A 24,303-nucleotide genomic window follows, 5' to 3' on the forward strand; every position below is an offset into this window, starting at 1 on the left:
ATCAAGTACGTACAGAGTCTATTTTATCATATTTTTCTTAAAAAGTACGGTCTTTTCTATCAAAAAGGAACCATTCCTCTATGAAAAGAAGAATGGTTTGCTTTTGATTATTTTAAGGTTGGTGATTGAACAAGGCATGGGTTGCTTGGTGAATGTACTGAGCAGTGTCTGCATTGTTCATGGTGTAGAGATGCACGCCTGCTACGTCTTGCGTTACCAAGTCCACGATTTGGTCTACTGCATAGGCAAGTCCTGCTGCTCTGAGTGACTCAGGGTCATTCTCATACTTGTCCAAGATAGCCTTAAATTTACGTGGGAGATGGATATTCTCACAAGTCTTCAAGAGACGAAGCGCTTGGTTACGGTTAAGGATTGGCATGATCCCTGCATGAATAGGAACATCAATCCCTGCCAAGGTACACTTGTCTTGGAAATCGTAGAAACGCTCATTGTCAAAGAATAGCTGAGTGACAAGACTTGAACAGCCTGCATCTACTTTTTTCTTGAGATTTTGAATATCTGAGATTTGGTTTGGCGAATCCGGGTGCCCTTCTGGGTAACAAGCTCCAACAATATCAAAGTGCGGTGCCTGTTCCTTGATAAACTCAATCAAGTCTGTGGCGTAACGGAAATCCTTCTGTGGCTCAACACCTGGAATGATATCCCCACGAAGAGCCAAGATTTTCTGAACACCAACTTTATCCAAATCCGCAATGGTCTCAGCCACCTTATCCTTAGTCAAATAGATAGCTGGCAAGTGAGCAATGGTTGGGATCTCCAAGTCATTTTGGATATAGTCTGCCAAACGAACCGTCGTCTCTTTGATATTAAATTTATTATTACTAGCAGTCACACTGATGAAGTGTGGTGCCAAGCCCTGCATGTCTTTCAGGGCTGCGATAATTTTGTCATTGCCTACTTCTGGGTTTGGAGGGAAAACTTCAAATGAGAGGGACGGTGTTTGACGTGACATATGTATGAACCTTTTCTAGTTGATTTCTTACTGATCAACCGTGTAGAGAGAATTGTCTTTTCTTACAATTTTTCACGCGCAGCTTTCGCAGCGTCTACAAGGCGGATCAAGCTTTCTTTCGTTTCTGGGATACCACGTGTTTTCAAACCACAGTCAGGGTTGATCCATACTTTCTTGCTTGGTACTTTAGCAAGGATGGCTTCGATGGTGTGGTCGATTTCGCCTTCGTTAGGCACACGAGGAGAGTGGATATCGTAAACTCCAGGACCCACTTCTGTCTGGAAGTTTTGAGCTTTGAGTTCGTCCAAGATTTCAAGATTTGAACGGCTAGCTTCAAATGAGATAACGTCCGCATCCATGTTGTCGATAGCTGGGATGATATCTGTAAATTCTGAGTAACACATGTGAGTGTGGATTTGTGTATCTGGTGCTACTGTTGAGTGTACCAAGCGGAAGGCTGGAATAGCCCAGTCAAGGTAGTCTTCGTACCAGTCGCTACGACGGAGTGGCAATTTCTCACGAAGAGCAGCCTCGTCGATTTGGATGATTTTCACGCCTGCAGCTTCAAGGTCAAGAACTTCATCCTTGATTGCAAGAGCGATTTGAAGAGTAGAATCCTTGATAGAGATGTCTTCACGTGGGAATGACCAGTTAAGGATCGTAACAGGTCCAGTCAACATACCTTTAACAGGTTTGTCAGTACGGCTTTGTGCGTAGCTAGACCATTTGACAGTGATTGGGTTGAGACGAGTCACATCACCCCAGATGATTGGTGGTTTAACCCCACGCATACCATATGACTGTACCCAACCATTCTTAGAGAAGAGGTAACCTGACAAGTTTTGACCGAAGTACTCAACCATGTCATTACGCTCGAATTCACCGTGTACAAGCACGTCAAATCCAACTTCTTCTTGCCATTTGATCCATTCGTCGATGGTTTCAGCAAGGAAGGCATCGTATTCTTCTTGAGACAATTCACCCTTACGGAAGGCCAAACGTTTAGCACGAACTTCCTTGGTTTGAGGGAATGAACCGATGGTTGTTGTTGGAAGAGCTGGAAGTTTGAAGGCATCTTCTTGGATAGCTTCACGTTCAGCAAAGGCTGGCAAACGAGTGTAGTCTGCATCTGTCAATCCAGCGATACGAGCACGAAGTTCCGCATTTTCACCAACACGTTCAGTCGCAAAGAGTTCTTTGTTAGCTGCAAGTGCTTCTGCACCTTGACCGTTGCGGATAGCATCCAAGTCACGGATTTCATCCAATTTTTCAACTGCAAATGCAAAGTGGTTCAAGATAGCTGGTTCAAATTCTTCATTAGCAGTTGTAAATGGCACATGAAGAAGTGAACATGAACTTGTCAAAACGATGTTTTCAGCTGGGATTTGCTCAAGAACAGCCAAGCTCTTTTCGTAGTTGTTGCGCCAGATGTTCTTACCATTGACAACACCTGCATAGAGAGTCTTGTCAGCTGGGAAGCCACCTTTAACAAGTTCAAGTGTTTTCTTACCTTCAACGAAGTCAAGACCGATCGCATCTACTGGCAATTTCACAAGGTCAGCGTAAACGTCACGAACGTCACCAAAGTAAGTTTGAAGCAAGACTTCAAGACCTTTCTTATCAGCCAAAAGCTTGTTGTAGAGGTTCAAGAAGAGAGCTTTTTCTTCTTCTGTCAAGTCTTTGACAAGGGCAGCTTCGTCCAATTGGATACGAGTTGCACCAAGTTCAGCCAATTTCGCAAAAACATCTTGGTAAGCATCTACTAAGCTATCTACGAAGTCTTCTGCTTTCACGCCTTCTTCATAGTCTGATAATTGAAGGAAAGTGAATGGACCTACAAGGACAGGACGAGTGTTAAGACCAAGTTCTTTAGCTTCTTGGAACTCATCGAAAATCTTGTGACCAGCCAATTTTACTTGAGTGTCTTTTTCAAATTTAGGAACGATGTAGTGGTAGTTAGTGTTGAACCATTTCTTCATCGGAAGGGCACGAACATCCCCTTTTTCTCCTTGGTAACCACGTCCCAAAGCAAAGTAACGTTCAAGATCAGATAATTCTAAGTTTTGTACTGATGCAGGAACTACGTTGAAAAGGAAAGCAGCATCTAGGAAGTTGTCATAGTGAGAAAAGTCATTTGATGGGATTTCAGTGATGCCTTTTTCTTTGACAATGTTCCAGTGTTTTGCACGCAATTCTTTAGCCGCAGCCAAGAGTTCTTCTTCTGAGATTTCTTTTCTAAAGTATTTTTCAGTTGTAAATTTTAATTCGCGGAATTCACCCAAACGAGGGAAACCGATAATTGTAGTTGACATGTTTTGTCCTCCAAAAATTGTTGTTGAAACTATCTTAACAGAAAAGAATCTGTCTGTATAATTGTAAAAAATTAGGCTTTGATATAGTTTGAAACTATATCTCGATTTAAAAAACAAAAAAAGATTTAGAGAAGATTCCCCAAATCCTTTGATAGATATAGATTAGTAGCCTTTCAAGGTTGCTATGTTCTGCGCAAAAAAATAGTGAACTGACAGCTGACTATGGCTTGTTATTAGAAAAGACTATAGGTCTTTTTCTTCATTTTGATATTCCCCTTGAAAAGTGCGGACGGGAGCAAATTACTTCGTAATTTCATCCCTAATTTTTGAGCCAGAGTGTCTCAAAAATCCCATTCTAGATAATAAAAAATTATAATCTAGAATACCACTATAACGGGAAATATCCTCAAAAAGCTCACTGCGTTCGCACTTGGCGTATAAATAGAACACAAAAGTTATCAAAAGTAAATTCAAATACTTATAAAAAGAAGACCTTAGAAAATTCTAAAGGTCTCATTTTTATTATTCGAAAAAATTACAAAAAGAATTATAAATTCGAGAATATCCTAACTATTACTCCAGCTCTATCCCTTTCTCACGGAGATTTGCCAGACATTCCTCATAGTAGGCATGGTCATGTTCACTATAGATAGGACTTTTCAGCTTTTCCTCAGCTAAGTCTTGATAAGGAGAGCAGGTCTTGCCACGGTAGTTCTTGTCCAGCCACTCTGGACTGACCTTATAGCCACGGGCAGACATCTCCTCCATGATCAAGCGATGATAGGCATAGAGACGATAGGGCGAGTGGGTAAAAACATAGTCCACCGTCGCATGCTTTCTGCCCCAGCCATTGCCACGCAGGGCGCAGCACTCTCGATGTTGCCCCAAGAGCTGAGGACGGGGAAGTTGTGAAATCAAAGCCTCATGCCAAAGTCTCATGGGAGTCTCCTTTCAGCAAGGTAGAATGTTGCAGATAAGCATTTGGGTATCGTTCAAGTAAATCTCTAGTCCTAACAATCAAGTCTTCTTTGGTGGCATGACCAGAGTGATAACGCTCCAGTAAGAACATATAATCCTTGCGTTCAGTCTCCGTTGCTTTCTTCTTGAAATAGCCCCAAATATGCTGAAAGGCATTGCAAACCTGACCCCTGTGCTCTGGAATCTGGCAGGCACGGTCAATCATCTCTTGAACCTGACTCACCTCCACCACTTCTTGCTTGAGATACTGGCGAATGTCCTTGTAAATATTGCTGGAATAGCTCAAAACAAGGTATTTGTTTTCCGCCCAGAGTTGCTGACAAAGGGCACGTTGATTGTTAGTTTCCATATTTCTCCTAACTTTCTACTAGTTCCCAGGAAATACGGAAACAAAGTTGTATCTAAATTTTTTAAAGGAATGAATTTTCTTTCTGTTTTATCAATTTTTTGTAAAAAACGAACTATGAGAGACAGGTGCCTTATATCTTGATATAAAAATGAAAATATCAAGTTGTTTTGGTTATGTATTAGTAATAGTCTTTAAGGAATCCATTAAATCTGGATGAACAAATATCTGTTTCTCAGCATGCATTACTTGAAATTCATTAACTAAATTTATAAATGAAATATCTGAGTTTGAAAGAAATCCTAACGTGTTATTCAAATTTTTCATGATGCCTCCCCAAAAGTTCATTGGTACTATTTTAATAAGAATTTTATTGGACAATGGATAGTAGATAAATGTATCATCTCTTCCTACACCGTTGTCAGCGTAAGAAACTGAATTTCTAATAAAATTATACATCACAACTGGAGAGTCACTTGTAATAAAAGGAACACTAGAATTATTAAAATAAATTAACCAAATTTTATCAACTAATACCTTAGAAAGTTTTTCCAGTCTATCTATCTCTGCAATTAATGGAATAGTCATATCTCTTATAAAGTCATTTTTATTATTTACAAAATCTTCTAATATGCCTTTTATTATTTCAGGATGTAATTCAAACTGTTCTGATGTTTCGTTGATCTTTTCATCAAAAATAATTTCCCCATGTTCAAATCTACGTTCTAAAAATCCTGGTACCCGTAATATTTGAAAGGAGATCATTTTAGATAGCGAGTGAATCTGAGAAACTGTTAAAACATCATTCTTTTTTTGAGATAACGTTAATGAAGCAATTATGTTAGTCATCTCTGGTCCATATAAAGGTTCAATCTCGCTGGAGAAAAATTTCTCCCAATGTTTAGAATCTTTTTTATCACTAACGTCATAAAAGTTTTTCCTAAACGCCACATTATCAACTGAATCTATAAAAATTTTATTAGATTTTAATTGTTTAACTGCTATATTATAGCCTTTATTATTCAGATTTTTCTTACCGAATCGTTTTAAATAACTTTTAGGAACAACGTGCTGTTTAATATTTGATTTAATCGTATTCCTCCTATCTATCTAATTCACACAAGCCGACTTCTCGGAAATGAGATAGTATATCTTCTGAACTTAATTTTCCTGTTTTAAACTGTTCAAACATTTTTAAGAAAATAAGACTATCTATTATCAACACATTATTAGCCGCATTCCTGGCTACTTCAATAACATTATTGCTAACAGGAAGCCGTTCCTCAGGTTTTATATCCTTAAATCGATTTACTATGATTATCTTTTTAATTACGTCTGGAACAACTTCTTTTGTTTCTTCATAAATATGTCCGTGAGTCACTAATTGTGAAACATTTGATTTTTTTACATCTTTTGTTAGACCTTTAAATTCAAAAATGTAATGAATCCCATCTTTCTCGAAAGAATAATCTTCATTTTTTCTATCTTCAAATTCACTTTGGACATCACACATTATTTCTAACATTTCACTCAAAATTGCTTCTAATTCTGATCCTGATTTAAATAAAATTGATTCAAAACGTTTATTTTCACGAATTATTTCTTTTGAAATTTTTATTTTATCTTTAGACTCTTCAATCTTTTTATTTTCAATTTGTATAATTTCTGACTGCTCACTATCATCAAAAAATTGTAGTTCTTGAAACCAATCAGGTTCCTCCTCTTCAGTTTTGTCCATCAAAATGTTTTGTATTAAGACTGATAACTCGTTATTGTTTGTAGCCTGTAGTGTAGTTAATGAATATCTACCACATGATACAAATACTAACTTTTCACTTCTATCAGAATAAATCATGTTCTCTGGTAAATTATAACCGTCATAATAATTTTTCACCATTTTTGGGGCAAAATAGAAATCAGCTGATAGTTTTGTATTTAACAAATTTGTATGAGTTTTTTCATAATACAAATCAATATCTATTGGTATAACTTTTTCTAAATTTTTAACCAAATAAGTAATAATATCTTTGAGTTGCTTCCAAGACGAAAAATCTTTTCCTCTACCATTAATGGATGTCGTATATTTTGTTTTAAATCTATTATTTGGAGGTAAAATATATAAGAATTTTGTCTTAGATGAGTTATAAACACTGGTTAATAGTGTTTGAAAGTCATTATCGCAGACTAGCGTTTCAAAATCCGTAATAGAAGAATGATTTAACCAAATTGACGAACTGGTCAAATCAATAATATTTAAATCATAGGAATCTAATGAATGAGCCTGTCCAAATGAATTACACTCCTTTACAACATAATCATTGTCATTACGCCCATTATAATTAATCAACTGTATTTCCATTCTTTTCCTTTCTAAATTACAACAAACACATTTCGCTCTCAATCCTCTTACAAAGATTATACTATGTTGGAGCCAAAAGTACTTTTTCTATTTCAAAGCACTTTTGACCTTTTTCTTAGTGATGATGCGGTCGTTTTTGTTGGCTAGGGATTTGAGTCTGGCTTCGAGCAGGATTTTTCTGCCTGCTTCGTTGCGGGTGTAGACCAGCTGGTAGTTGCCTATGTGTGGTGCGACGGCATTTTGGAAGAGCTGGGCATCTTCCTTGCGTTTTTCAAAGAGGCTTGGGACTACGAAATACTTGGACTGACCTGCTGGTGCTTTATTAGCGACTAGAAGGTAGCGTTGATTGTCCACTGGCGCAAAGAATTCTCCTAAAACCTTGGAAAAAAGTTCCTTGTCTCGCATACTGCCACCTTTTAGATAGGCAAAGACGTTAAAGCTGTCCTTGTTCTCATCGACCTGCACGCGCGACTGATCATCAGACAAATGCCCGGCAGTCACCATGGCTTTGCGAATAGCCTCCCCAATCTGGCGCAAGCGTTTATAAGGACTCTTGTAGCTGTAAAAGCGAAAGGCAGTGATAGCTAGGAAGAGGACACAAAGAGCTGTCAACCATGGCAAGGCAAAGAAGGTTAGTCGAACAACATAAGCTAGGAGACTAATAGCAAATACCATCAGAGCGTAGCGAAGCCACTTTTCAGCATCCGCTAGAGCGAGCAGAGGGATTCGTTTGTTGTCAGTCGCCACTTCATTGACAATCTCAATCTTGTCAGCAACAATGAGAGATTCCTGCCATTTTTTACGAAGGGAGGCACGATCCTTGGATAGTTCCATGATCTTCTCGTTATAGTCTTCGAGTTTCTTTTTCTTAAATGGGAACTCAGGAAAGTTTAAGCGGTCCAAACCTGTTTCAATGGTATCTTCCTTATAGGACAAGCCAAGGAAATGATCCATACGACGGGCAAGGGTTTGCAGATCCTGATATGGATTGAGATCTAGTTTTTCTTGATCTTCCTTAGAAAAGGCTGGATTTTTGTAAGGTTTGATGGCTACTAGGTGCCAGATGTTGCTGGTCTTATCTGGATGTCCTGGCCAGATACGGATGGCACGACCCCGCATCTGATTACTAAGCATAAAGCTTCCGACAAAACTTCCGAGGATGAGAGAGTTGACGCAAGGCGCATCCCATCCTTCTCCCAAGAGAGACTTGGTTCCGACCAAGACCTGGATAGAACCACGTTGGAAGAGCTCAGTCACTGCTGCGACCATCCCCTTACAGCTGGATGGAAAGCCTACTTGGAGATAAGCACCTTGATCGAGTTTTCCAATGGCAGAGAAGCTTAAGCTAGTGTTTGGAATGAGTGCTTGAAGTTCAGCCTTGACACTAGCCGGTATGATCACGACACTACCTGAAAGGACTGCTATGGGGACAGAAAGCCCTTGTTTTTGTGCACTTCTGCGAATAGTTTCAAAGTAAGGGAGGACACCTAATTGCGTGATTGGTGCTTGGTCATCTCCCAGATAAGTGGCAAAATCCTTACGGATATAGTCCGCCAAGACTAACTGTCTCAAATCCTGACCTAGACTAGCATATTCGGTCTCAAAAATAGATGCAATCCCAGCTAGTTTTCCTAGAGATTGGTTGAGAATTTGGTCATTGGCCTTGGATTTGACCAAGAAAACCTGACGTTTTTCAATCAGTCCTCTCGATTTCAGTTCTGCTTCTATCTTTTTCTTTGTCTCCTGCGGATCCTCATACCAGTCAGGAGTCTGATAGAGAAGGCCTTGCAAGAGAACTTCTAGCCAGTAGTAATTAAGGGCAGGCAAGCCTTCAGCTCCTAGTAAATCTCGTAGATACTTGGGAATTTCCAGCTTTTGAGCTTGTAGATAAATGAGGAGCGCTGAGAGATACTTAGGATCTTCTAGGAGTATATCCGCAGAAATTTCCCCTTTGAGAACCTTGGAGCTCCGAATCAACTCTTGGAAGTCAGGATCAACGACTAGTTGGCTGACATACTGCCACTTGGTGTCTTCAAACTCTTCCAAGCGCTTGTCCTCTTCCTTAGTCGGAAAACAGATATAGACAAAGTCCTGGTGAGGGCAAAGTGTATCTTCCTTGACCAATTCTGGCACTGTGATTTCTTGGTCAATCTCGCCACACATCTGGAGATAGCGATCCCAGAGTTCTGGTTCACTGTCATAAGGAGGTGTCGCAGTGAGAGAGATGACTTGCAGTTGCTGGTAGTTTTTACGGAAGTCTTCTAAGCTTTTCCACCATTCATTTCTCAAGTGATGGCATTCGTCCAGACAGAGGGTTTCAACACCCCTTTCTTTGAGTCTGGCAAGCAGGTCAAAGCCTACAAAATCCTCAACCTCGCCGTTATCTTCTTGAGATTGCACCTGTTGCATAGCACTGTGAAAAGCTTGATAGGTGGCAATGGTGATTTGCTTCATGTCCTTGAGATTTTGAGACACGAGACTTGTGACCTGGTTCTCATCCTCTAAAAAGGCCTGGCGAATCCTATCCACCCATTGTTCCCGGATGATAACCGTCGGTACCAAAACGAGAGCAGGCTTATCAAAGCGGGCAATCAACTCGATTCCTATGGTTGTTTTCCCTGAACCTGGCGCTGCAACCAAGTGGACATGACCATCTGCTTGGTATTCTTGGAAATTGTCCAATACCTGTTTTTGGTAATTGCGCCAAGTGCCATTAAACTTCAATCCTAACATGATTTTCCTCATTCTAAGCTGTCATTTTCTTATTCCCATTTTACCATACTTGAGGCAAAGTCACACGAAGTATCCCATCTAGTCTTTCTCCCTAAAATATGGTATAGTAGAATCATACTACACAAGAGGAGTTTACATGTCACACGAGAAAGAAATGAAAGCTGTTTCTCCCCTTCTACAGCAAGCCATTCATATTTCCTCCATCGTCGGTGGAGTTGGTACGATTATCTTTTGTATTTGGGCCTATCAAGCTGGGATCTTACATTCCAAGGAAACCCTATCTGCCTTTATCCAACAGGCGGGTATCTGGGGGCCACCACTCTTTATCTTTTTACAGATTTTGCAGACGGTTGTTCCAATCATTCCAGGTGCTCTAACCTCAGTTGCAGGTGTCTTTATCTACGGGCATATCATCGGGACCATCTACAACTATATCGGTATTGTCATTGGTTGTGCAATTATCTTTTACTTGGTGCGTCTCTACGGAGCACCCTTTGTCCAGTCCATGGTCAGCAAGCGAACCTATGATAAGTATATCGGTTGGTTGGATGAGGGCAATCGCTTTGACCGATTCTTTATCTTTATGATGATTTGGCCCGTTAGTCCCGCTGACTTTCTCTGTATGTTGGCTGCTCTGACCAAGATGAGCTTCAAACGTTACATGACCATTATCATCCTGACCAAACCCTTTACCCTAGTCGTTTACACTTATGGCTTGACCTACATCATCGATTACTTTTGGCAGATGTTTGGCTAATACACAAAAACTCAAGGATTCATCCTTGAGTTTTTCTTTGTTAGGCTTCTTTTTTCAATAAGAGGGAAACAAGCACTGATGTAGCAATCATCCATGCTCCTAGAATGATGAAGGTCATTCGACCATCCATAGTCACCAAGCCAATCCCTGAAAGAACGAAGGGTGTTAATGATGCTCCAAAAGAACATCCCAAAACAGCATAGGAAGTTGCTTTGTTGAGGAGTTTTGCGGGAATTCGTTCAGATATCAACTGAAAGACTGTCGTCAGAGCGATGCTATAGGCAAATCCTCCCAGGATAGAACCTACAACCACCACCCAGAGTGATGGGGAAAGAGCAATGATGATTTGCCCGATACCAAAAGTGACACCAGCGACCAATAGAAGCCTTTCCTTGAAGGTCGAGATCAGGAAAGAAAAGCTGATTCCCGCTAGAATCCCAATCAACTGCATGGCACTAAGTACCAAACTGGACAACTGAGCATCCCCAAACCCTGCCTCAATCATGAGACTAGGGATACGGAAGGTGATAGCCGTATTGGTACATACAATTACTGCGGCTGCAATAGCAAGGAAGAAAATGAGCTTTTTCATAGAAGCAGTCAACCTTACTGCTTCTTCTGTCTGATGCTTGGACTCATGAATTTCTTCCTTGTTGTAAGGGACAAATAGAAGAAAGAGCAGCAAGACTACCAAGCCTGCGGCATAGGCTAGGAAGGTTGCTGTCCAGCCAAATGCCAAGAGCTGACCAACTGCCAAAGTCAAGATGGATGCTCCTACTACCTCAGCCGATCCTCGGAAACCAAGCATCTGGATACGAGTTTTCCCGTGATAGCGTTCACTGATGATCGAGATGGCCTTGGCATTGAGCATCCCCACTCCAATCCCGAAGAGAAGACGTGTAGCAAAGACAAAGTAATAACCCTGATACCAGAAGGGAGCGATCCCGCTGATTGACAAGATCAAAAGTCCTAAGGTCAACTGGAGGCGTTCAGGAAAAATACGCTCTAAAACTCCATTCAATAAAAGCATGGCCATAATTCCAAAGGATGGGAGGCTGACCAAGAGTTCGACCTGACCAGTCGAATAGCCCTGATAATAGTCAAACATGGCAGGTAGGGCGCTCGAAATAGAAAACGATGTGATCAATACTAACGATAGGGAGAGTATGCTCACTTTTTCCAAAAATTGTTTCATCTTTTCCTCATTCATTGTTCATTTTTCATATTAGTAAAAAGGTCCTTTCCTATCATACACTCTTTAACCAAAATTGGCAAGCGACTGAGCACCAAGACCAAAAGAAAAAGCAGGGCATCAAGAGCTGTGAAGTCTTGATGACATCCCACTTTTTTATGTGTTTTATCCAGTTATGTGACTTAGATTTTCAAGAATCGACGCATTGAGATTCCTGAACCAAGTGAACCGATACAGATTCCGATGAGGAACAAGAGACCGATCATCATTGGAATAAAGGTATTCGGTGTAATCAAGGATAGGTTTTGACCAACCAAGGATGGGTTGACAGATTGGAAGACTTTATTATAGATAAAGTAAACCAAAGCTGATGGAAGAGCAGCTCCCAATAGTCCGATAAAGGCACCTTCTAGCAAGAATGGGCCACGGATGTAGCTGTTCTTGGCACCAACCAAACGCATGATTTGAATTTCACGGCTACGTGAAATGATAGTAATACGGATGGTATTTGAAATCAAGAAGACTGCGATAAAGATCAAGAGTCCTGCGATGACCAATCCCCATACACGGATGAAGGAAGCCAACTTGAAGAGACGTTCGGTATTGGCACCACCGTCTTGAACTTCAGAGACACCTTCGATTTTCTTAGCTTCTTCAGCTACAGGTTTTACATCACTTGGTGAATTGGTATCTACGATATAGGCATCATGAAGAGGGTTTGCATCTCCTTCAAATACCTTCCACTCATCACCCATAGTTTCAGTCAGCTTTTGGTACTGCTCTTCTTTACTTGAGAAGGTTACATTTTTAACAGCTGGCAAAGCTTTTAGGGCATTGTAGACCTTGTGGTAGTCATTGTTCGTGACTGTTTGGCCTTCTTTTACAATGGTTTCACTGTTGTCTTCAACGTCTTTACGAACATAAACCATGACGCGGACGTTGTTTTCAATATCAGTTGCTAATTTCGCAGTATTGAAGATAACTGAAGCAAAGATAGCAACCAAGGTCAAGGTAATCATTACTGAACTGACCGCAGCAATGGTCATCCATCCATTACGCTTTAAACTTTTTAAAGCTTCGAACAGATGGCGGAAAAATCTACTAATCATCGTATCCGTACTCTCCTTTCGCTTCATCACGTACCACGCGACCATTCTCGATGGCAATAACGCGGTGGCGCAAGGTATTTACGATTTGGCTGTTGTGGGTCGCCATCAAAACAGTTGTCCCTTGAAGATTGATACGTTCCAAGAGGTTCATGATTTCCCATGAGTTATCTGGGTCCAAGTTTCCTGTTGGTTCGTCGGCAATCAAAACCTTAGGATTGTTTACGATAGCACGCGCAATGGCGATACGTTGTTGCTCACCACCTGAAAGTTCATTCGGGAATGAACGAACCTTGTGCTTCAAACCGACAAGGTCCAAGACTTCCATAACACGTTTTTTGATGTTACGACGACTTTCACCAACAACCTCCATGGCGTAAGCAATGTTCTCATAAACGGTTTTCTTTGGCAAAAGTTTGTAATCCTGAAAGACTACTCCAACGTTTCTACGCAAGAACGGAATATCTTTCTTTTTAATCTTAACGAGGTTATAACCTGCAACTTGCAAGCTCCCTTTGTCGATTTTGACCTCACGATACAAGGCACGGATAAAAGTTGATTTACCAGCACCTGAAGGTCCTACGATGTAGGCAAATTCTCCTGCATCGATATTTACAGTGATGCCACGTAGGGCTGTTGTCCCGTTGTCGTATTTTTTGACAACATCTCTCATTTCAATGATTGACATGTGACTTCCTTTCTTTTAACTGATACGCCATTTCAGATAAGCATCGATGAAACCATCTAGGTCTCCATCCATTACCTTATCTACTTGCGCTACTTCAAAGTTGGTACGATGGTCTTTTACCATTGTATAAGGCGTAAATACATAGGAGCGGATTTGGCTTCCCCATGTAATTTCCTTTTTCTCACCCTTGAGCGAGTCTACCTCAGCAGCTTTCTTTTCCTGCTCCATCTGGTAGAGTTTTGCCTGAAGCATCTTCATAGCACGGTCACGGTTTCCGTACTGAGTACGGTCGACGGTTGATGCTACGACGATCCCTGTCGGAATGTGAGTCAAGCGGACACCTGTTGAAACCTTGTTGACGTTTTGTCCACCTGCTCCACCTGAACGGAAGGTATCCATCTTGATATCATCCTCACGGATGTCAACTTCGATGGTATCATCCAACTCTGGCATAACTTCTACAGAAGTAAATGAGGTGTGGCGACGTTTAGCAGAGTCAAATGGTGAGATACGGACCAAACGGTGAACTCCCATCTCTGACTTGAGAAGACCATAAGCATTTGGTCCTTCAAAAGACAAGGTTACTGACTTGATTCCTGCCTCATCACCTGCTTGGTAGTCTAAGACCTCAACCTTGAAGCCTTTGGCATTTCCATAGCGAGTATACATACGAAGGAGCATATCGCCCCAGTCTTGAGCCTCTGTCCCCCCTGAACCAGGATGGATTTCAAGGATGGCATTGTTGTGATCATAGGGTTCTGACAAGAGAAGGGTCATTTCGTAGCTGGTCATCATCTGATCTAACTCAGAGAGTTTTTCAACCAACTCATCCTTAACGGATTCATCCTCTGCCAAAAAGTCCAGTAAAATTTCAACTTCATCCTGCAACTCATCCATCTTGTGGAAGGTATTATAGGTATTTTTGAGTTCGTTTAATTCTTGCGATGTTTTTTGGGCCGCAATATTATCGTTCCAAAAATCAGGTTCTGTCATTTTGTTTTCCAAAATGGCAATTTCTTCCTCTAAACCTTCGAGGTCAAAGAGACCCCCTGAAAGAAGCTAATTTTTCACGATTTGCGTCAATTTTTTGACGAATTTCTGAAATGTCCATACATACTCCTTTAATTGTATCGTTTTATTATACCATAATTTTTTTTATTTATCTAATCGGTGTTTTTCTATTTTAGTATCAATATATTTTGCAAGACATCTACTGACCTTATTTCTAGCAAAAATCTAAAAACCTCACAAGAAATTTCCTATGAGATTTCGTAAATTTATACTACTTTTTACAAGTTAACAGTCAGCACTTGGCCGTCTTTCACGACTTGCTCACCAGCGATATAGACATCATTAACATCACTGGATTTGACGGCATAAACGAGGTGAGACAGCATGTTTTCTTGAGGTTGGAGATGGATTTTGCCTTGGGGTTGGATGACGAGGAAATCAGCTTGCTTGCCGACTTCCAAACTACCAATCTCATCTGCCATTCCTAACACCTTAGCACCCTCGATTGTCAAGGTCTTGAGGGCGGTTTCGATCGGAAATTGGCTGGCATCGCCACTCTTCATCTTCTGTAAGAGTGCTGCAGTCCGCCCTTCCTCAAACATATCCAGGTTATTGTTAGACGCAACTGAGTCCGTCGCAATACCAACTGCTACTCCTGCTTTTTGAAGTTGGACGACTGGTGCAATCCCTGAGGCTAATTTGAGGTTGCTGATAGGATTGTGGGCGATAGCAACTTGCGAATCTGCCAAGCGGGCAATCTCTGCTTCATTTAACTCCACACCATGAGCAAAGACAGCTTTATGATCTAAATATCCGAGTTCATCTAGAAAGGCTAATGGGCGTTTGCCATAGCGTTTCAGGATAATGCCTGACTCTTCCTGTGTTTCTGCAACATGGATATGAAGAGGAATGTTTTCTTCTTTTGCTAGCTCAAGACTTACCTCCAGCAAATCTCGACTACAACTGTAGGGCGAATGAGGGGCCACCATCACCTTGAAATTTGGGTCTTGGTAGCCTTTGATTGTCTCGATAATAGCTCGAGTTCTGGTTATAGTTTCAGCCGTCGTCTCCACATCTGAAGAAAAGAGGGTTGGAGAAAAATAGCAACGCATCTTGGATGCCTTGACTGCCTCATAAATCTTTTCTATCTCCACTCCATTAGGATTGTACATATCATTGAAAGTTGTCGTTCCTGACTGGAGCATCTCTGTTAGCGCCTCTTTGACAGCCTTTGTGGTCATCTCTGGTGTGAATTCTGCTTCTGCTGGCCAGATATAGTCCTCCAGCCATTCGTGGAGATTGCTATCATCACGAATGCCTCTCAAGCCTGTCATGGCAGAGTGAGTATGGCAGTTAACCAAGCCAGGCATAATCCAGGCACCCTGATAGTCTATGATTTGATCTACTTGTTTAAGAATCTCTTGATTTTCCTGACCGACATAGACGATTTGGGATTCTTTAATAGCTAAAATCCCATCCAGATAGACATGGAAATCTTGGTCACAAGTCACGATATTTACATGCTGAAAGACTTTCATCCCTAGGCTCCTTTTCTATATAAGTATTCATACGGGATAATTTTTCTAGCTATTGTAACAAAAAAGTCACCCGAAGGCAACTTTTCTTGTTTGTTCATTGACATTATAATGGCTTTCCCATTTATTCTGGGCTAAAAGCTGCTGCTTGCTGCATTTGATAGTATTTGCCTTTTCTCGTCATGAGTTCCTCATGATTGCCATATTCGACAATATCTCCATCGACCAAGACAAGAATCAAATCAGCATCTTGAATGGTCGATAAACGGTGGGCGATGATAAAGCTTGTCCGTCCTTTCATGAGTTTGGCAAAGGCGTCCTGAACCAGCACCTCTGTCCGGGTATCGATGGATGAAGTCGCCTCGTCTAAGATCAGAATCTTAGGAATGGCTAGAAAGACGCGGGCAATGGTCAAAAGCTGAGCTTGACCAACAGACAAGGATTCCCCTGAATTTTCAAGCTTGGTATCATATCCCTGTGGCAATTGTTGGATAAAGAAATCCGCATTTGCTGCCTTGGCTGCTGCAATAACCTGCTCTCGGCTAGCATCAGGATTACCAAAGGTAATATTGTCATGAATGGTTCCCTGCTTGAGCCAAGTTTCTTGGAGCACCATCCCAAACTGTTGTCGAAGAGATGCTCTAGTATAGTCGTAAATAGAATGACCGTCTAGCAAAATATCTCCTGAGTTAATCGGGTAAAAACGCATGAGGAGATTGATAAGGGTAGACTTCCCAGCACCCGTTGGTCCAACGATAGCAACCTTACTACCGGCTGGAATATTAATAGACAGATCCTTAATCAAGATCTTTTCAGGATTGTAACCAAAAGAAACATGTTTAAAGGAAATAGCTCCCTTGACTTGGTCGCTATTCAATTCTTTAAGACCAGTTTCTGTAACCTCAGGACTTTTTAGAATAGCATAAACACGTTCTGCACAAGCTAAGGCGCTTTGCAACTCGGCTAAGACTGATGAAATATCATTAAAAGGCTTGGTGTACTGCTGCACATAGTTCAAAAAGGTCACTAAACGACCAACCGTCAAAGTTGAACCCGCCATGATTCGCAAGGCTCCAACACCAGCAAGTAGGGCATAAATAAGGGAATTGACAAAACGGGTGGAAGGATTGACTGTCGATGAATAAAAGATAGCCGACTGAGAATAACCTGCGTAGTTCTCATTTGCCTCATGAAGTCTCTCGATAAATTCTTCCTGAGCATTGAAAGACTGGATAATGGTCTGTTGGGTGAGCGATTCTTCTATCAACTGAGTCTGAATCCCCCTAGTCTCTGTCTGCTTTTGAAAAAGATGGTAGGATTTCTTAGCGATAAAGCGTGAAATGACCATAGATAGAGGTGTTAAGAGCAGAACCAAGAGAGTCATCAAAAGATGAATCTGAAGCATAGCAAGGATACTGACCAAAATCATCAAAACTCCTATGAAAAATTGGTTGAAAATCATATTCAGACCCGCTGCCAACTGCTCGATATCTGTCGTTACACGGCTGACCATTTCCCCACTACCTTGTCTATCTACAAGGGCAATCGGAAGACGATGGAGCTTTTCAATGATTTTTTCGCGCAAATCTCTGGTATAGGAGAAAATCAGTCGATTATAGAGGAGAGGATTGGCCCATTGTACCAGCGTATTCCCTATCACCACCAATACCATCTGGAGGAAAATCTGCCAAAATACCTGAGATGAGCCCGTCACTAAAACTTGGTCAATCACTTGTCCTATCAAGATTGGTAGATAGATTGATAGGGCTACCTGAGCAATAGTATCCAAGAAAGCCAGGAAAAGAAGGACGGGATGGCCAGCTAAATCTTTTGCTAATCGTTTAAGGGTTTGACTCGCATGTTTGCCTTTCATTCTAGTCCTCCTTTCCATGTTGGGATGCATTGATTTCACGATAGACTTGGCTAGTCTCCATCAATTCCTCATGATTTCCAAGTGCTAATTGCTCCCCTTTTTCTAAAAGAAGAATTTGATCAGCAATCTTCAAAGTTGAAGTTCGTTGGGAAATCAAGATCAAGCTGGTGTTTGGCAGGTTATCTTGAACAGCCTTCAGAAGATTAGACTCGGTAATGGTATCAAGAGCCGAAGTCGCATCATCCAAGATAAGAAATGGTGCTCGATGCAAAACTGCTCAGGCGATAGACAAACGTTGTTTTTGTCCACCTGAGAAATTACGACCGCCTGCTTGAACCTCTGCGTCCAGCTGACCTTCCTTGTCACTGACAAAATCCTTGGCCTGAGCAATTTCTAAAGCCTGCCAGAGTTCTTGGTCAGAGACTGATTCTTCCATACCCAGAGTCAAGTTAGAACGAATGGTTCCCTTAAAGAGTTCAACCTTTTGAGGCACATAAGCCATCCAGGACCTCCATTCAGAAAGATTGCGAGGACTACGTCCATCTCGATAAAGGGAAATGCTTCCCTTATCTGCCGTATAAAGACCAAGTAGAACCTGTACCAAACTTGACTTACCAGAACCAGTCCCCCCGATGATTCCAAGAATTTGTCCTTGTTGCATAGCAAAAGAAAGATTTCGCAAGGATGGTTGAGCAGCATCTGGGTAGGTAAAGCTCAAGTGTTCGACTTGTAAGGACTGGTTCGAGGAAGTTTCTTTTTGAGCAATTTCTGCCAGTATATCTTCAGGCTTTTCTTCAAAAACTTCCTCAATCCGCTTGGCAGAAATATAAGACTGGTTGAGTGAATTGATGAGCATGGCGAGCTTAATTAACTCTACCAAGATTTGCAGGAGATAGTTAATCAAGGCAATCAAGGCACCTTGGCTGAGCCAACCTCCTTGGATAGAAATATAGCCATTCCAGATAATCACTAACAAGGTTCCGTTGACGATCAAATAGGTCAAGGGTGTCAACAGACTAGACCAGTAACCTGTCTTCATTTGGATAGCCGTATAGACTTGATTCAGTCGTTGGAAATGTTCAATTTCTCTTTTTTCTTGACCAAAGGCACGAATCACGCGCATACCTTGTATCTGTTGGCGTGTTTCCTGAACCAGCTGGTCTGTTTTCTTTCTCAAAATACTATAAAGAGGATTGACCAACCGTGATAACACGACAATAACAAAGGACAAAATGGCAACCATGACCAAAAACCAGAAGGTCAATTCAGGCGAGAGACGATAAGCCATAAAAATGGCACCAAAAACAATAATAGGAGCCCTTAAAAATAGGCGTAAAAATTGATTGATCCCTGTCTGAATCTGAAAGGTATCTGAAGTCAAACGCGTCACCAAACTCGAGGTCGTTAAGCGGGCTCTACTATCCTTGGGCAAGGAAAGAATATGACGATAGAGGTCATTGGTCAACTCCTTGGTAAAGCCTACTGCTGCCTTGGCTGAGTAAAATTGAGCAACTAAGGCTACCAAAACTCCGATAACTGCAAAAACAAAGAGGAGCCCCATTTGAATCCAGAGATGTCCTTGATCTTTTTGAGGGATAGATTGGTCGACAATCCCAGCTATCACCAAGGGAACCAAGAGTTCAAAAACGGCTTCTAGCAACTTAAACAAGGGCGCTAGAAATGACTCCTTGAGGTAGGGTTTAAAGTAAGAAAGTAATTGTTTCATGTGTCCCTTCTATTTCAACATGAAGAGAGTGGGACAAAAGTCCTAGCTTCTCAATTGTCTTTGGATTGTCGAGAAAGACGCAGTGGTTGAGTGGGCTCTACTACGCTGATTTCATCAGCTTTTACAGCCCTACCCAACTGTGCGGAGGTGGGACGACGAAATCGGATTCTAACGAATTACCGATTTCTGTCCCACTCTCTCTTTTTACTTGTTCAAATATGGAAGTAGGTAGCCATAGCCTGCTTCTTCCATTTCATCCTTAGCGATAAATCGTAAGGATGCAGAATTGATACAATAGCGTAAACCACCTAGTTCCTGAGGTCCGTCTGTAAAGACATGTCCCAAGTGAGCATTTCCTGAACGTGAACGAACTTCGATACGCTCCATACCGTGACTCAAGTCCTGGTAGTAATGAATGAGTTCCTTGGAAATAGGACGGCTAAAACTTGGCCAACCACAGCCTGAGGCAAACTTATCCTTGGCAAAGAAGAGGGGCTCACCAGTCGTGATATCGACATAAATTCCTTCCTCAAAAGTTTGGTCATAAGCATTGCTAAAGGGAGCTTCCGTCGCCGCCTCTTGGGTAACTCGGTAGGACTCTTCTGATAAACTTTCTCGTAAAACTGCCTGACTCGGTTTTTCATAGTTAGCAGCATCTATCAGTGGTTTCTCGGCATCTCTCACATCAATGTGGCAATAACCACCAGGATTTTTCTTGAGATAGTCTTGGTGATAGTCTTCAGCCAAGATATAGTGACGTAGTTTCTCCACTTCTACTGCAATTTTACGACCGATGAGGAGTTCTTGCTCGCGAACTACTGTATTGATCGTTGGTAGATCAGCTTCTTCTAGGTAATAAATCCCTGTGCGGTATTGACGACCACGGTCATTCCCTTGTTGGTTGACAGATAAAGGATCAATGACTCGGAAATAATAGAGTAAAATCTCACGGAGCGAGACCGCCTTCTCATCATAAATGACTTGCACAGTCTCTGCGTGATCTGTTTCTTTGATCAGTTGATAATTGGTGGTTTCTACTTGACCATTAGCATAACCAACACTGGTTTGCAGCACTCCAGAAATACGTGAAAAGTATTCTTCCAAGCCCCAAAAACAACCGCCTGCTAAATATATTTCTGCCATTTCAAATCCTCCTTGACCGTCTGTCGGTCGCTAAACACGGGAAACAATTTATATCCCGTATTTCATTTTCAAAAAAAGGACAGGAAGCCTCTAATAGAGAGTTTCCCCATCCCATTGTTCTGTTTACTTTTCTTCGACGCGAACGCCTTGTGTATCAACTTGCAAATCATGAAGCTTGCCTTTGAAAGGTTGTTTTTCAAGCTCTGCCTTAATTTTAGGCATCTTATCAGGCTCAGCTAGAACCATGACAGTAGGCCCAGCACCAGACAAGTAGGTCGCATAAGCACCATTTCTCTTGGCAACTTTCTTGATGGTCGCAAATTCTCTCACCAGTTCTTGACGGTAACGCTCATGGAAAAGATCACTCTCAATCGCCTGGCCTGCTTTGACCATATCTCCAGTCAGTAGGGCTGCAATAGCCACATTGGCGATAGAACTTGCAGCAACGGCTTCCTTGTAAGAGAGTTTCTTTGGCAAGACACCACGACTATCGCGAGTACGCAATTCATAGTTTGGAATATAAGCTAGAAAAGCACACTCTGGGAAAGGCGCCACTACTGCTGAAACCTGACCTTCTACCGAACTGGCAATGACCAGATTACCATAGATAGCTGGCGCAACATTATCAGGATGCCCTTCAATCTTGGTTGCCAATTGTAACTTATCATGATCAGTTAATTTTAGATTTCCTAATTGATTTGCCAGTTCAATCCCAGCAACGATGACCGAGCTCGATGAACCTAGTCCACGCGCAAGCGGAATATCACTGACCATCTTCAGACGTCTAGGTTGGAGGTCTGGAACAATTTGTAGAGCAATCTTCAGCAAAAGATTACGTTCATCACGTGGAATCCATTTGCCTAGTTGATGCTCAATCATCCATTCTTCACGTTCCTCACAAACCTGAATTTCTAGATACTTGGTTACAGCTACACCAACCGAGTCAAATCCAGGACCCACATTGGCACTTGTAGCAGGTACAATAATCTTCATCTTAGTCTCCTAAAACCTTGAAGGTGTTGAGAAGTTCAAACTCGGCTACCGCCTTCAAAGAGTCTGTAATATTTTCAAGTTGCGCCTTGTTGATCTTATGAGTGATGATGACAACACGAGCCTTGCCTTCTTGCTTACCATCTTGAAGGATTTGCTTGAAGGAGATATCTTCCGCATTAAAGAGTTCAGCCAATTTCAAGACTTGACCTTTTGAATCTGGAGCCAAGATTGAGAAATAGTAATTAGCTTTGACATCTTCTGGCTTAGCCAAGACTACTGGACGGATGTATTCATTAAAGGCTTTTCCAATTGTTCCATCATTCAGACGACGAACGATGCGGGCAATATCAGCCACAACACTTGTTGCAGTTGGTTTTTGACCAGCACCTGGTCCATAGTACATAGACTCGCCGATACCGATAGACTCCACAAATACCGCATTCATAACGCCATTAACACTTGCAAGCGGGTGAGTCTTAGGAAGGAAGGTTGGCGTAACCTCAGCAGCAATCCCAGAAGCTGTTTCTTCGATAGAACCAACTAATTTCACAACATAACCAAGCTCTTGAGCTACTGCTACATCTTCTGGAGTGATGTTGCGAATTCCTTGGTGACCCACATCTTCAAACTTGACATTCATCCCAAAGGCGAACTGACTAAGGATGACCATCTTGTAGGCCGCATCAATCCCGTCAACGTCATTGGTAGGGTCGCTTTCAGCAAAGCCAAGTCGTTGAGCTTCTGCCAAAGCATCTTCATAAGACCAGCCTTCTGTTACCATTTTGGTCATCATGAAGTTAGATGTTCCGTTGACAACACCAAGAACACGTGTGATTTTGTCTGATGCTAATGAGTTGACCAAGGTACGAAGGATTGGGATTCCTCCTGCAACAGCTGCTTCATAGTATAGGGCAACATTGTGAGCTTTGGCTACCTCAAGTAATTCTGCACCATGGACTGCTAAAAGATCCTTGTTAGCTGTCACGACGTGTTTCCCTGCTTCTAAAGCACGAGTGATAAAGGTTTTAGCAGGTTCAATACGTCCCATCAACTCAACAACAATAGTAATGTCTTTGTCTGACAAGATTTCATCGATATTTGTTACAAAATTAAAATCATTTCCTGCTTCAAGCAAGCGGGCTTTCTCTTGATCGTCTTTGACCAAAACTTTAGCTACTTCAATTTCTGACTGGGCTGCTTGAACAATTTTTTCTTTATTTTCCTTTAGCAAGAATGGCACACCACTGGCTACTGTACCAAATCCAAGTAAAGCAATCTTAACTGACATGTTTGTCTCCTCGAAATTTTCTAATAGTCCTATTATACCAAAATTGTGAGAAAATTCCTACCATTCTAAACTAAAAATAGGAGCACCAAATCACAAAAAAGGGCTGGGACAAAAGTCCTAGCCTCTCATTTGTCTATGGATTGTCGAGCAAGACGCAGTGGTTGAGTGGGCTCCACTACGCTGATTTCATCAGCTTTTACAGCCCTACTCAACTGTGCGGAGGTGGGACGACGAAATCGAATTCTAACGAATTACCGATTTCTGTCCCACTCTCTCTATTTTCAATCTATTTCACAAAAGCCAATTCCTTATCACTAGACAAGTCTTCTCTATAATTGAAACCCGCAAAGCTGAGCTTTTTAATCTCTTCAACTGAGGTTACCTGATTTTCCATCAAGGCTGTTAAGAAAGTCCCTCTAGCTTTTTTAGAAATAGTTGAGTGGATTTTAAGTTTACCATCTCGCTCTTCCATAAACTTGAAGGTCAGCATTTTCTCACGGATTTTTTTAGGAAAGACAGTTTCAAACTCTGATGACAAGAGAGAAAAGATTAACTCCTGGTCTTTCATTGACTCCTCATAGGCTGACTGCCAGTGACTTTTCAGGCTTTTCCCAGCAACTTTAAGCTTCATCAAAAAGTCCAGTCTGTGAGGCGCAATCGGTTCAAAGGCTGGAATCACACCATAGAGAGCTGACGTTATCATGAGGTGTTTCTCTAGATAGATTTGCTCCTCCTTGGTGAGATCGTCCCGTTTGATGTTGCGATACATGAGTCCATCAAAGAGGTGCAAGGCTGGATAGTTTATCGCAGTTCCATTTTTCAAGTCCTGGATATGGTCATACTCCTCTTGCGCTTTTTCAGCAGATATTTTGTAAAAGTTCTCCAGCTCTTGGGCAGAATATCTGGCCAATTCATTCAACACTGCCTGACTTTCAGGACACAAAGGTTTAGCCTCTAAACTAGGGATTTCGATATTCATTTCTTTTGCAGTTGGGATTAGAATTTTCATAGTGTTAGTGTAGCATATTTTTTTAGGACTACCAAGGATTTGCACCTAAAAACCTCGGTGAATACCGAGGCTTCTTTCCTTATTTTGGCAATCCTAACCAGATTGCAAAGAGAACTAGTGCTGTCCCAAGGCAGCTTGCCAAGATAGATGACAGATTAAACTTTTTCTCCTTTAGATGAGAAAATCCTATCTTCAAAGCAAAAAGACCAAGCAACATCGAACCAATCATCAGATAAAATCCCATTTGACTGTCCTCCATTTATTATTCTTTCTTTCATTAT

19 protein-coding genes and 1 pseudogene are annotated in these 24,303 nt (G+C 41.5%); 1 reads left to right on the forward strand and 19 read right to left on the reverse strand.

What is annotated here, in order from left to right:
• Positions 1 to 112: 112 nt before the first annotated feature.
• From metF to QM859_RS03380, 7 genes are all read right to left on the reverse strand, one after another.
• Positions 113 to 973, reverse strand: a complete 861-nt coding sequence (gene metF / locus QM859_RS03350) for a methylenetetrahydrofolate reductase [NAD(P)H] (protein ID WP_414262118.1) — start codon at positions 971 to 973, stop codon at positions 113 to 115.
• Positions 974 to 1,035: 62 nt separating this feature from the next.
• Entirely contained in the window at positions 1,036 to 3,285 is a 2,250-nt protein-coding gene (gene metE, locus QM859_RS03355; RefSeq protein ID WP_414262119.1) for a 5-methyltetrahydropteroyltriglutamate--homocysteine S-methyltransferase, read from the reverse strand.
• A 573-nt stretch (positions 3,286 to 3,858) separates the two neighbouring features.
• Positions 3,859 to 4,224 carry a TIGR02328 family protein gene (locus QM859_RS03360; protein ID WP_414262120.1) on the reverse strand — a complete coding sequence of 122 codons (366 nt, stop codon included), beginning with the start codon at positions 4,222 to 4,224 and terminating at the stop codon, positions 3,859 to 3,861.
• Entirely contained in the window at positions 4,208 to 4,612 is a 405-nt protein-coding gene (locus QM859_RS03365) for a YbgA family protein (RefSeq protein WP_414262121.1), read from the reverse strand. Before QM859_RS03365 ends, QM859_RS03360 begins: the two co-directional genes overlap by 17 nt.
• 171 nt (positions 4,613 to 4,783) lie before the next feature.
• Positions 4,784 to 5,719, reverse strand: coding sequence for a DUF4238 domain-containing protein (locus QM859_RS03370; protein WP_414262189.1), 936 nt, complete (start codon positions 5,717 to 5,719; stop codon positions 4,784 to 4,786).
• Positions 5,712 to 6,968 carry a hypothetical protein gene (locus QM859_RS03375; RefSeq protein WP_414262122.1) on the reverse strand — a complete coding sequence of 419 codons (1,257 nt, stop codon included), beginning with the start codon at positions 6,966 to 6,968 and terminating at the stop codon, positions 5,712 to 5,714. The genes QM859_RS03370 and QM859_RS03375 overlap by 8 nt, the downstream gene beginning before the upstream one ends.
• 87 nt (positions 6,969 to 7,055) lie before the next feature.
• Complete coding sequence (locus QM859_RS03380; protein ID WP_414262123.1) at positions 7,056 to 9,701, reverse strand: DEAD/DEAH box helicase family protein; 2,646 nt, start codon at positions 9,699 to 9,701, stop codon at positions 7,056 to 7,058.
• Between the two features lie 136 nt (positions 9,702 to 9,837).
• Between QM859_RS03380 and QM859_RS03385 the strand changes: the two genes are divergently transcribed.
• Entirely contained in the window at positions 9,838 to 10,458 is a 621-nt protein-coding gene (locus QM859_RS03385) for a TVP38/TMEM64 family protein (protein ID WP_247912950.1), read from the forward strand.
• A gap of 40 nt (positions 10,459 to 10,498) precedes the next feature.
• Here the strand turns inward: QM859_RS03385 and QM859_RS03390 are convergent, their stop codons facing one another.
• From QM859_RS03390 to QM859_RS03445, 12 genes and pseudogenes are all read right to left on the reverse strand, one after another.
• Complete coding sequence (locus QM859_RS03390; protein ID WP_414262124.1) at positions 10,499 to 11,653, reverse strand: MFS transporter; 1,155 nt, start codon at positions 11,651 to 11,653, stop codon at positions 10,499 to 10,501.
• Between the two features lie 179 nt (positions 11,654 to 11,832).
• A complete protein-coding gene (gene ftsX / locus QM859_RS03395; protein ID WP_414262125.1) occupies positions 11,833 to 12,759 on the reverse strand; it encodes a permease-like cell division protein FtsX in 927 nt (308 codons plus the stop codon).
• Entirely contained in the window at positions 12,752 to 13,444 is a 693-nt protein-coding gene (ftsE, locus tag QM859_RS03400) for a cell division ATP-binding protein FtsE (RefSeq protein ID WP_004251332.1), read from the reverse strand. Before ftsE ends, ftsX begins: the two co-directional genes overlap by 8 nt.
• Positions 13,445 to 13,459: 15 nt before the next feature.
• Positions 13,460 to 14,555, reverse strand: a protein-coding gene (prfB, locus tag QM859_RS03405) for a peptide chain release factor 2 (protein ID WP_115253954.1) whose coding sequence is annotated in 2 segments (ribosomal slippage) — positions 13,460 to 14,482 and positions 14,484 to 14,555 — 1,095 coding nt in all. Because the reading frame shifts where the segments join, the coding sequence is not laid out codon by codon here.
• 178 nt (positions 14,556 to 14,733) lie between these two features.
• Positions 14,734 to 15,993 (reverse strand): TRZ/ATZ family protein, encoded by a 1,260-nt coding sequence (locus QM859_RS03410; protein WP_414262126.1) that lies wholly within the window; start codon positions 15,991 to 15,993, stop codon positions 14,734 to 14,736.
• A gap of 121 nt (positions 15,994 to 16,114) precedes the next feature.
• Positions 16,115 to 17,863, reverse strand: a complete 1,749-nt coding sequence (locus QM859_RS03415) for an ABC transporter ATP-binding protein (RefSeq protein ID WP_414262127.1) — start codon at positions 17,861 to 17,863, stop codon at positions 16,115 to 16,117.
• Between the two features lies 1 nt (position 17,864).
• Positions 17,865 to 19,589 (reverse strand): annotated as a pseudogene (locus QM859_RS03420) (ABC transporter ATP-binding protein).
• Between the two features lie 204 nt (positions 19,590 to 19,793).
• The gene (gene msrB / locus QM859_RS03425; protein ID WP_414262128.1) at positions 19,794 to 20,732 is read right to left on the reverse strand and encodes a peptide-methionine (R)-S-oxide reductase MsrB; all 939 of its coding nucleotides are present in this window, start codon (positions 20,730 to 20,732) and stop codon (positions 19,794 to 19,796) included.
• Positions 20,733 to 20,855: 123 nt separating this feature from the next.
• Positions 20,856 to 21,725 (reverse strand): homoserine kinase, encoded by an 870-nt coding sequence (gene thrB, locus QM859_RS03430; protein ID WP_414262129.1) that lies wholly within the window; start codon positions 21,723 to 21,725, stop codon positions 20,856 to 20,858.
• A 1-nt stretch (position 21,726) separates the two neighbouring features.
• On the reverse strand, positions 21,727 to 23,013 hold the full coding sequence (locus tag QM859_RS03435) for a homoserine dehydrogenase (protein WP_414262130.1): 1,287 nt from the start codon (positions 23,011 to 23,013) through the stop codon (positions 21,727 to 21,729).
• Positions 23,014 to 23,299: 286 nt separating this feature from the next.
• Positions 23,300 to 24,022, reverse strand: a complete 723-nt coding sequence (yaaA, locus tag QM859_RS03440) for a peroxide stress protein YaaA (protein ID WP_414262131.1) — start codon at positions 24,020 to 24,022, stop codon at positions 23,300 to 23,302.
• Positions 24,023 to 24,101: 79 nt separating this feature from the next.
• Complete coding sequence (locus tag QM859_RS03445) at positions 24,102 to 24,266, reverse strand: hypothetical protein (RefSeq protein ID WP_006155852.1); 165 nt, start codon at positions 24,264 to 24,266, stop codon at positions 24,102 to 24,104.
• Positions 24,267 to 24,303: the final 37 nt, after the last annotated feature.

It is taken from the genome of Streptococcus infantis, from assembly GCF_047463175.1.
Lineage (GTDB): Bacteria > Bacillota > Bacilli > Lactobacillales > Streptococcaceae > Streptococcus > Streptococcus infantis_AC.

Excerpts from the sequence above, each read along its gene's own strand:
- QM859_RS03390 (WP_414262124.1), bottom strand. The coding sequence starts at position 11,653 with ATGAAACAATTTTTGGAAAAAGTGAGCATACTCTCCCTATCGTTAGTA.
- QM859_RS03385 (WP_247912950.1), top strand. The coding sequence starts at position 9,838 with ATGTCACACGAGAAAGAAATGAAAGCTGTTTCTCCCCTTCTACAGCAA.
- msrB (WP_414262128.1), bottom strand. The coding sequence starts at position 20,732 with ATGGCAGAAATATATTTAGCAGGCGGTTGTTTTTGGGGCTTGGAAGAA.
- QM859_RS03435 (WP_414262130.1), bottom strand. The coding sequence starts at position 23,013 with ATGTCAGTTAAGATTGCTTTACTTGGATTTGGTACAGTAGCCAGTGGT.
- thrB (WP_414262129.1), bottom strand. The coding sequence starts at position 21,725 with ATGAAGATTATTGTACCTGCTACAAGTGCCAATGTGGGTCCTGGATTT.
- QM859_RS03410 (WP_414262126.1), bottom strand. The coding sequence starts at position 15,993 with ATGAAAGTCTTTCAGCATGTAAATATCGTGACTTGTGACCAAGATTTC.
- ftsE (WP_004251332.1), bottom strand. The coding sequence starts at position 13,444 with ATGTCAATCATTGAAATGAGAGATGTTGTCAAAAAATACGACAACGGG.
- QM859_RS03380 (WP_414262123.1), bottom strand. The coding sequence starts at position 9,701 with ATGTTAGGATTGAAGTTTAATGGCACTTGGCGCAATTACCAAAAACAG.
- QM859_RS03365 (WP_414262121.1), bottom strand. The coding sequence starts at position 4,612 with ATGGAAACTAACAATCAACGTGCCCTTTGTCAGCAACTCTGGGCGGAA.
- QM859_RS03445 (WP_006155852.1), bottom strand. The coding sequence starts at position 24,266 with ATGGGATTTTATCTGATGATTGGTTCGATGTTGCTTGGTCTTTTTGCT.
- yaaA (WP_414262131.1), bottom strand. The coding sequence starts at position 24,022 with ATGAAAATTCTAATCCCAACTGCAAAAGAAATGAATATCGAAATCCCT.
- QM859_RS03415 (WP_414262127.1), bottom strand. The coding sequence starts at position 17,863 with ATGAAAGGCAAACATGCGAGTCAAACCCTTAAACGATTAGCAAAAGAT.
- metF (WP_414262118.1), bottom strand. The coding sequence starts at position 973 with ATGTCACGTCAAACACCGTCCCTCTCATTTGAAGTTTTCCCTCCAAAC.
- ftsX (WP_414262125.1), bottom strand. The coding sequence starts at position 12,759 with ATGATTAGTAGATTTTTCCGCCATCTGTTCGAAGCTTTAAAAAGTTTA.
- QM859_RS03375 (WP_414262122.1), bottom strand. The coding sequence starts at position 6,968 with ATGGAAATACAGTTGATTAATTATAATGGGCGTAATGACAATGATTAT.
- QM859_RS03360 (WP_414262120.1), bottom strand. The coding sequence starts at position 4,224 with ATGAGACTTTGGCATGAGGCTTTGATTTCACAACTTCCCCGTCCTCAG.
- metE (WP_414262119.1), bottom strand. The coding sequence starts at position 3,285 with ATGTCAACTACAATTATCGGTTTCCCTCGTTTGGGTGAATTCCGCGAA.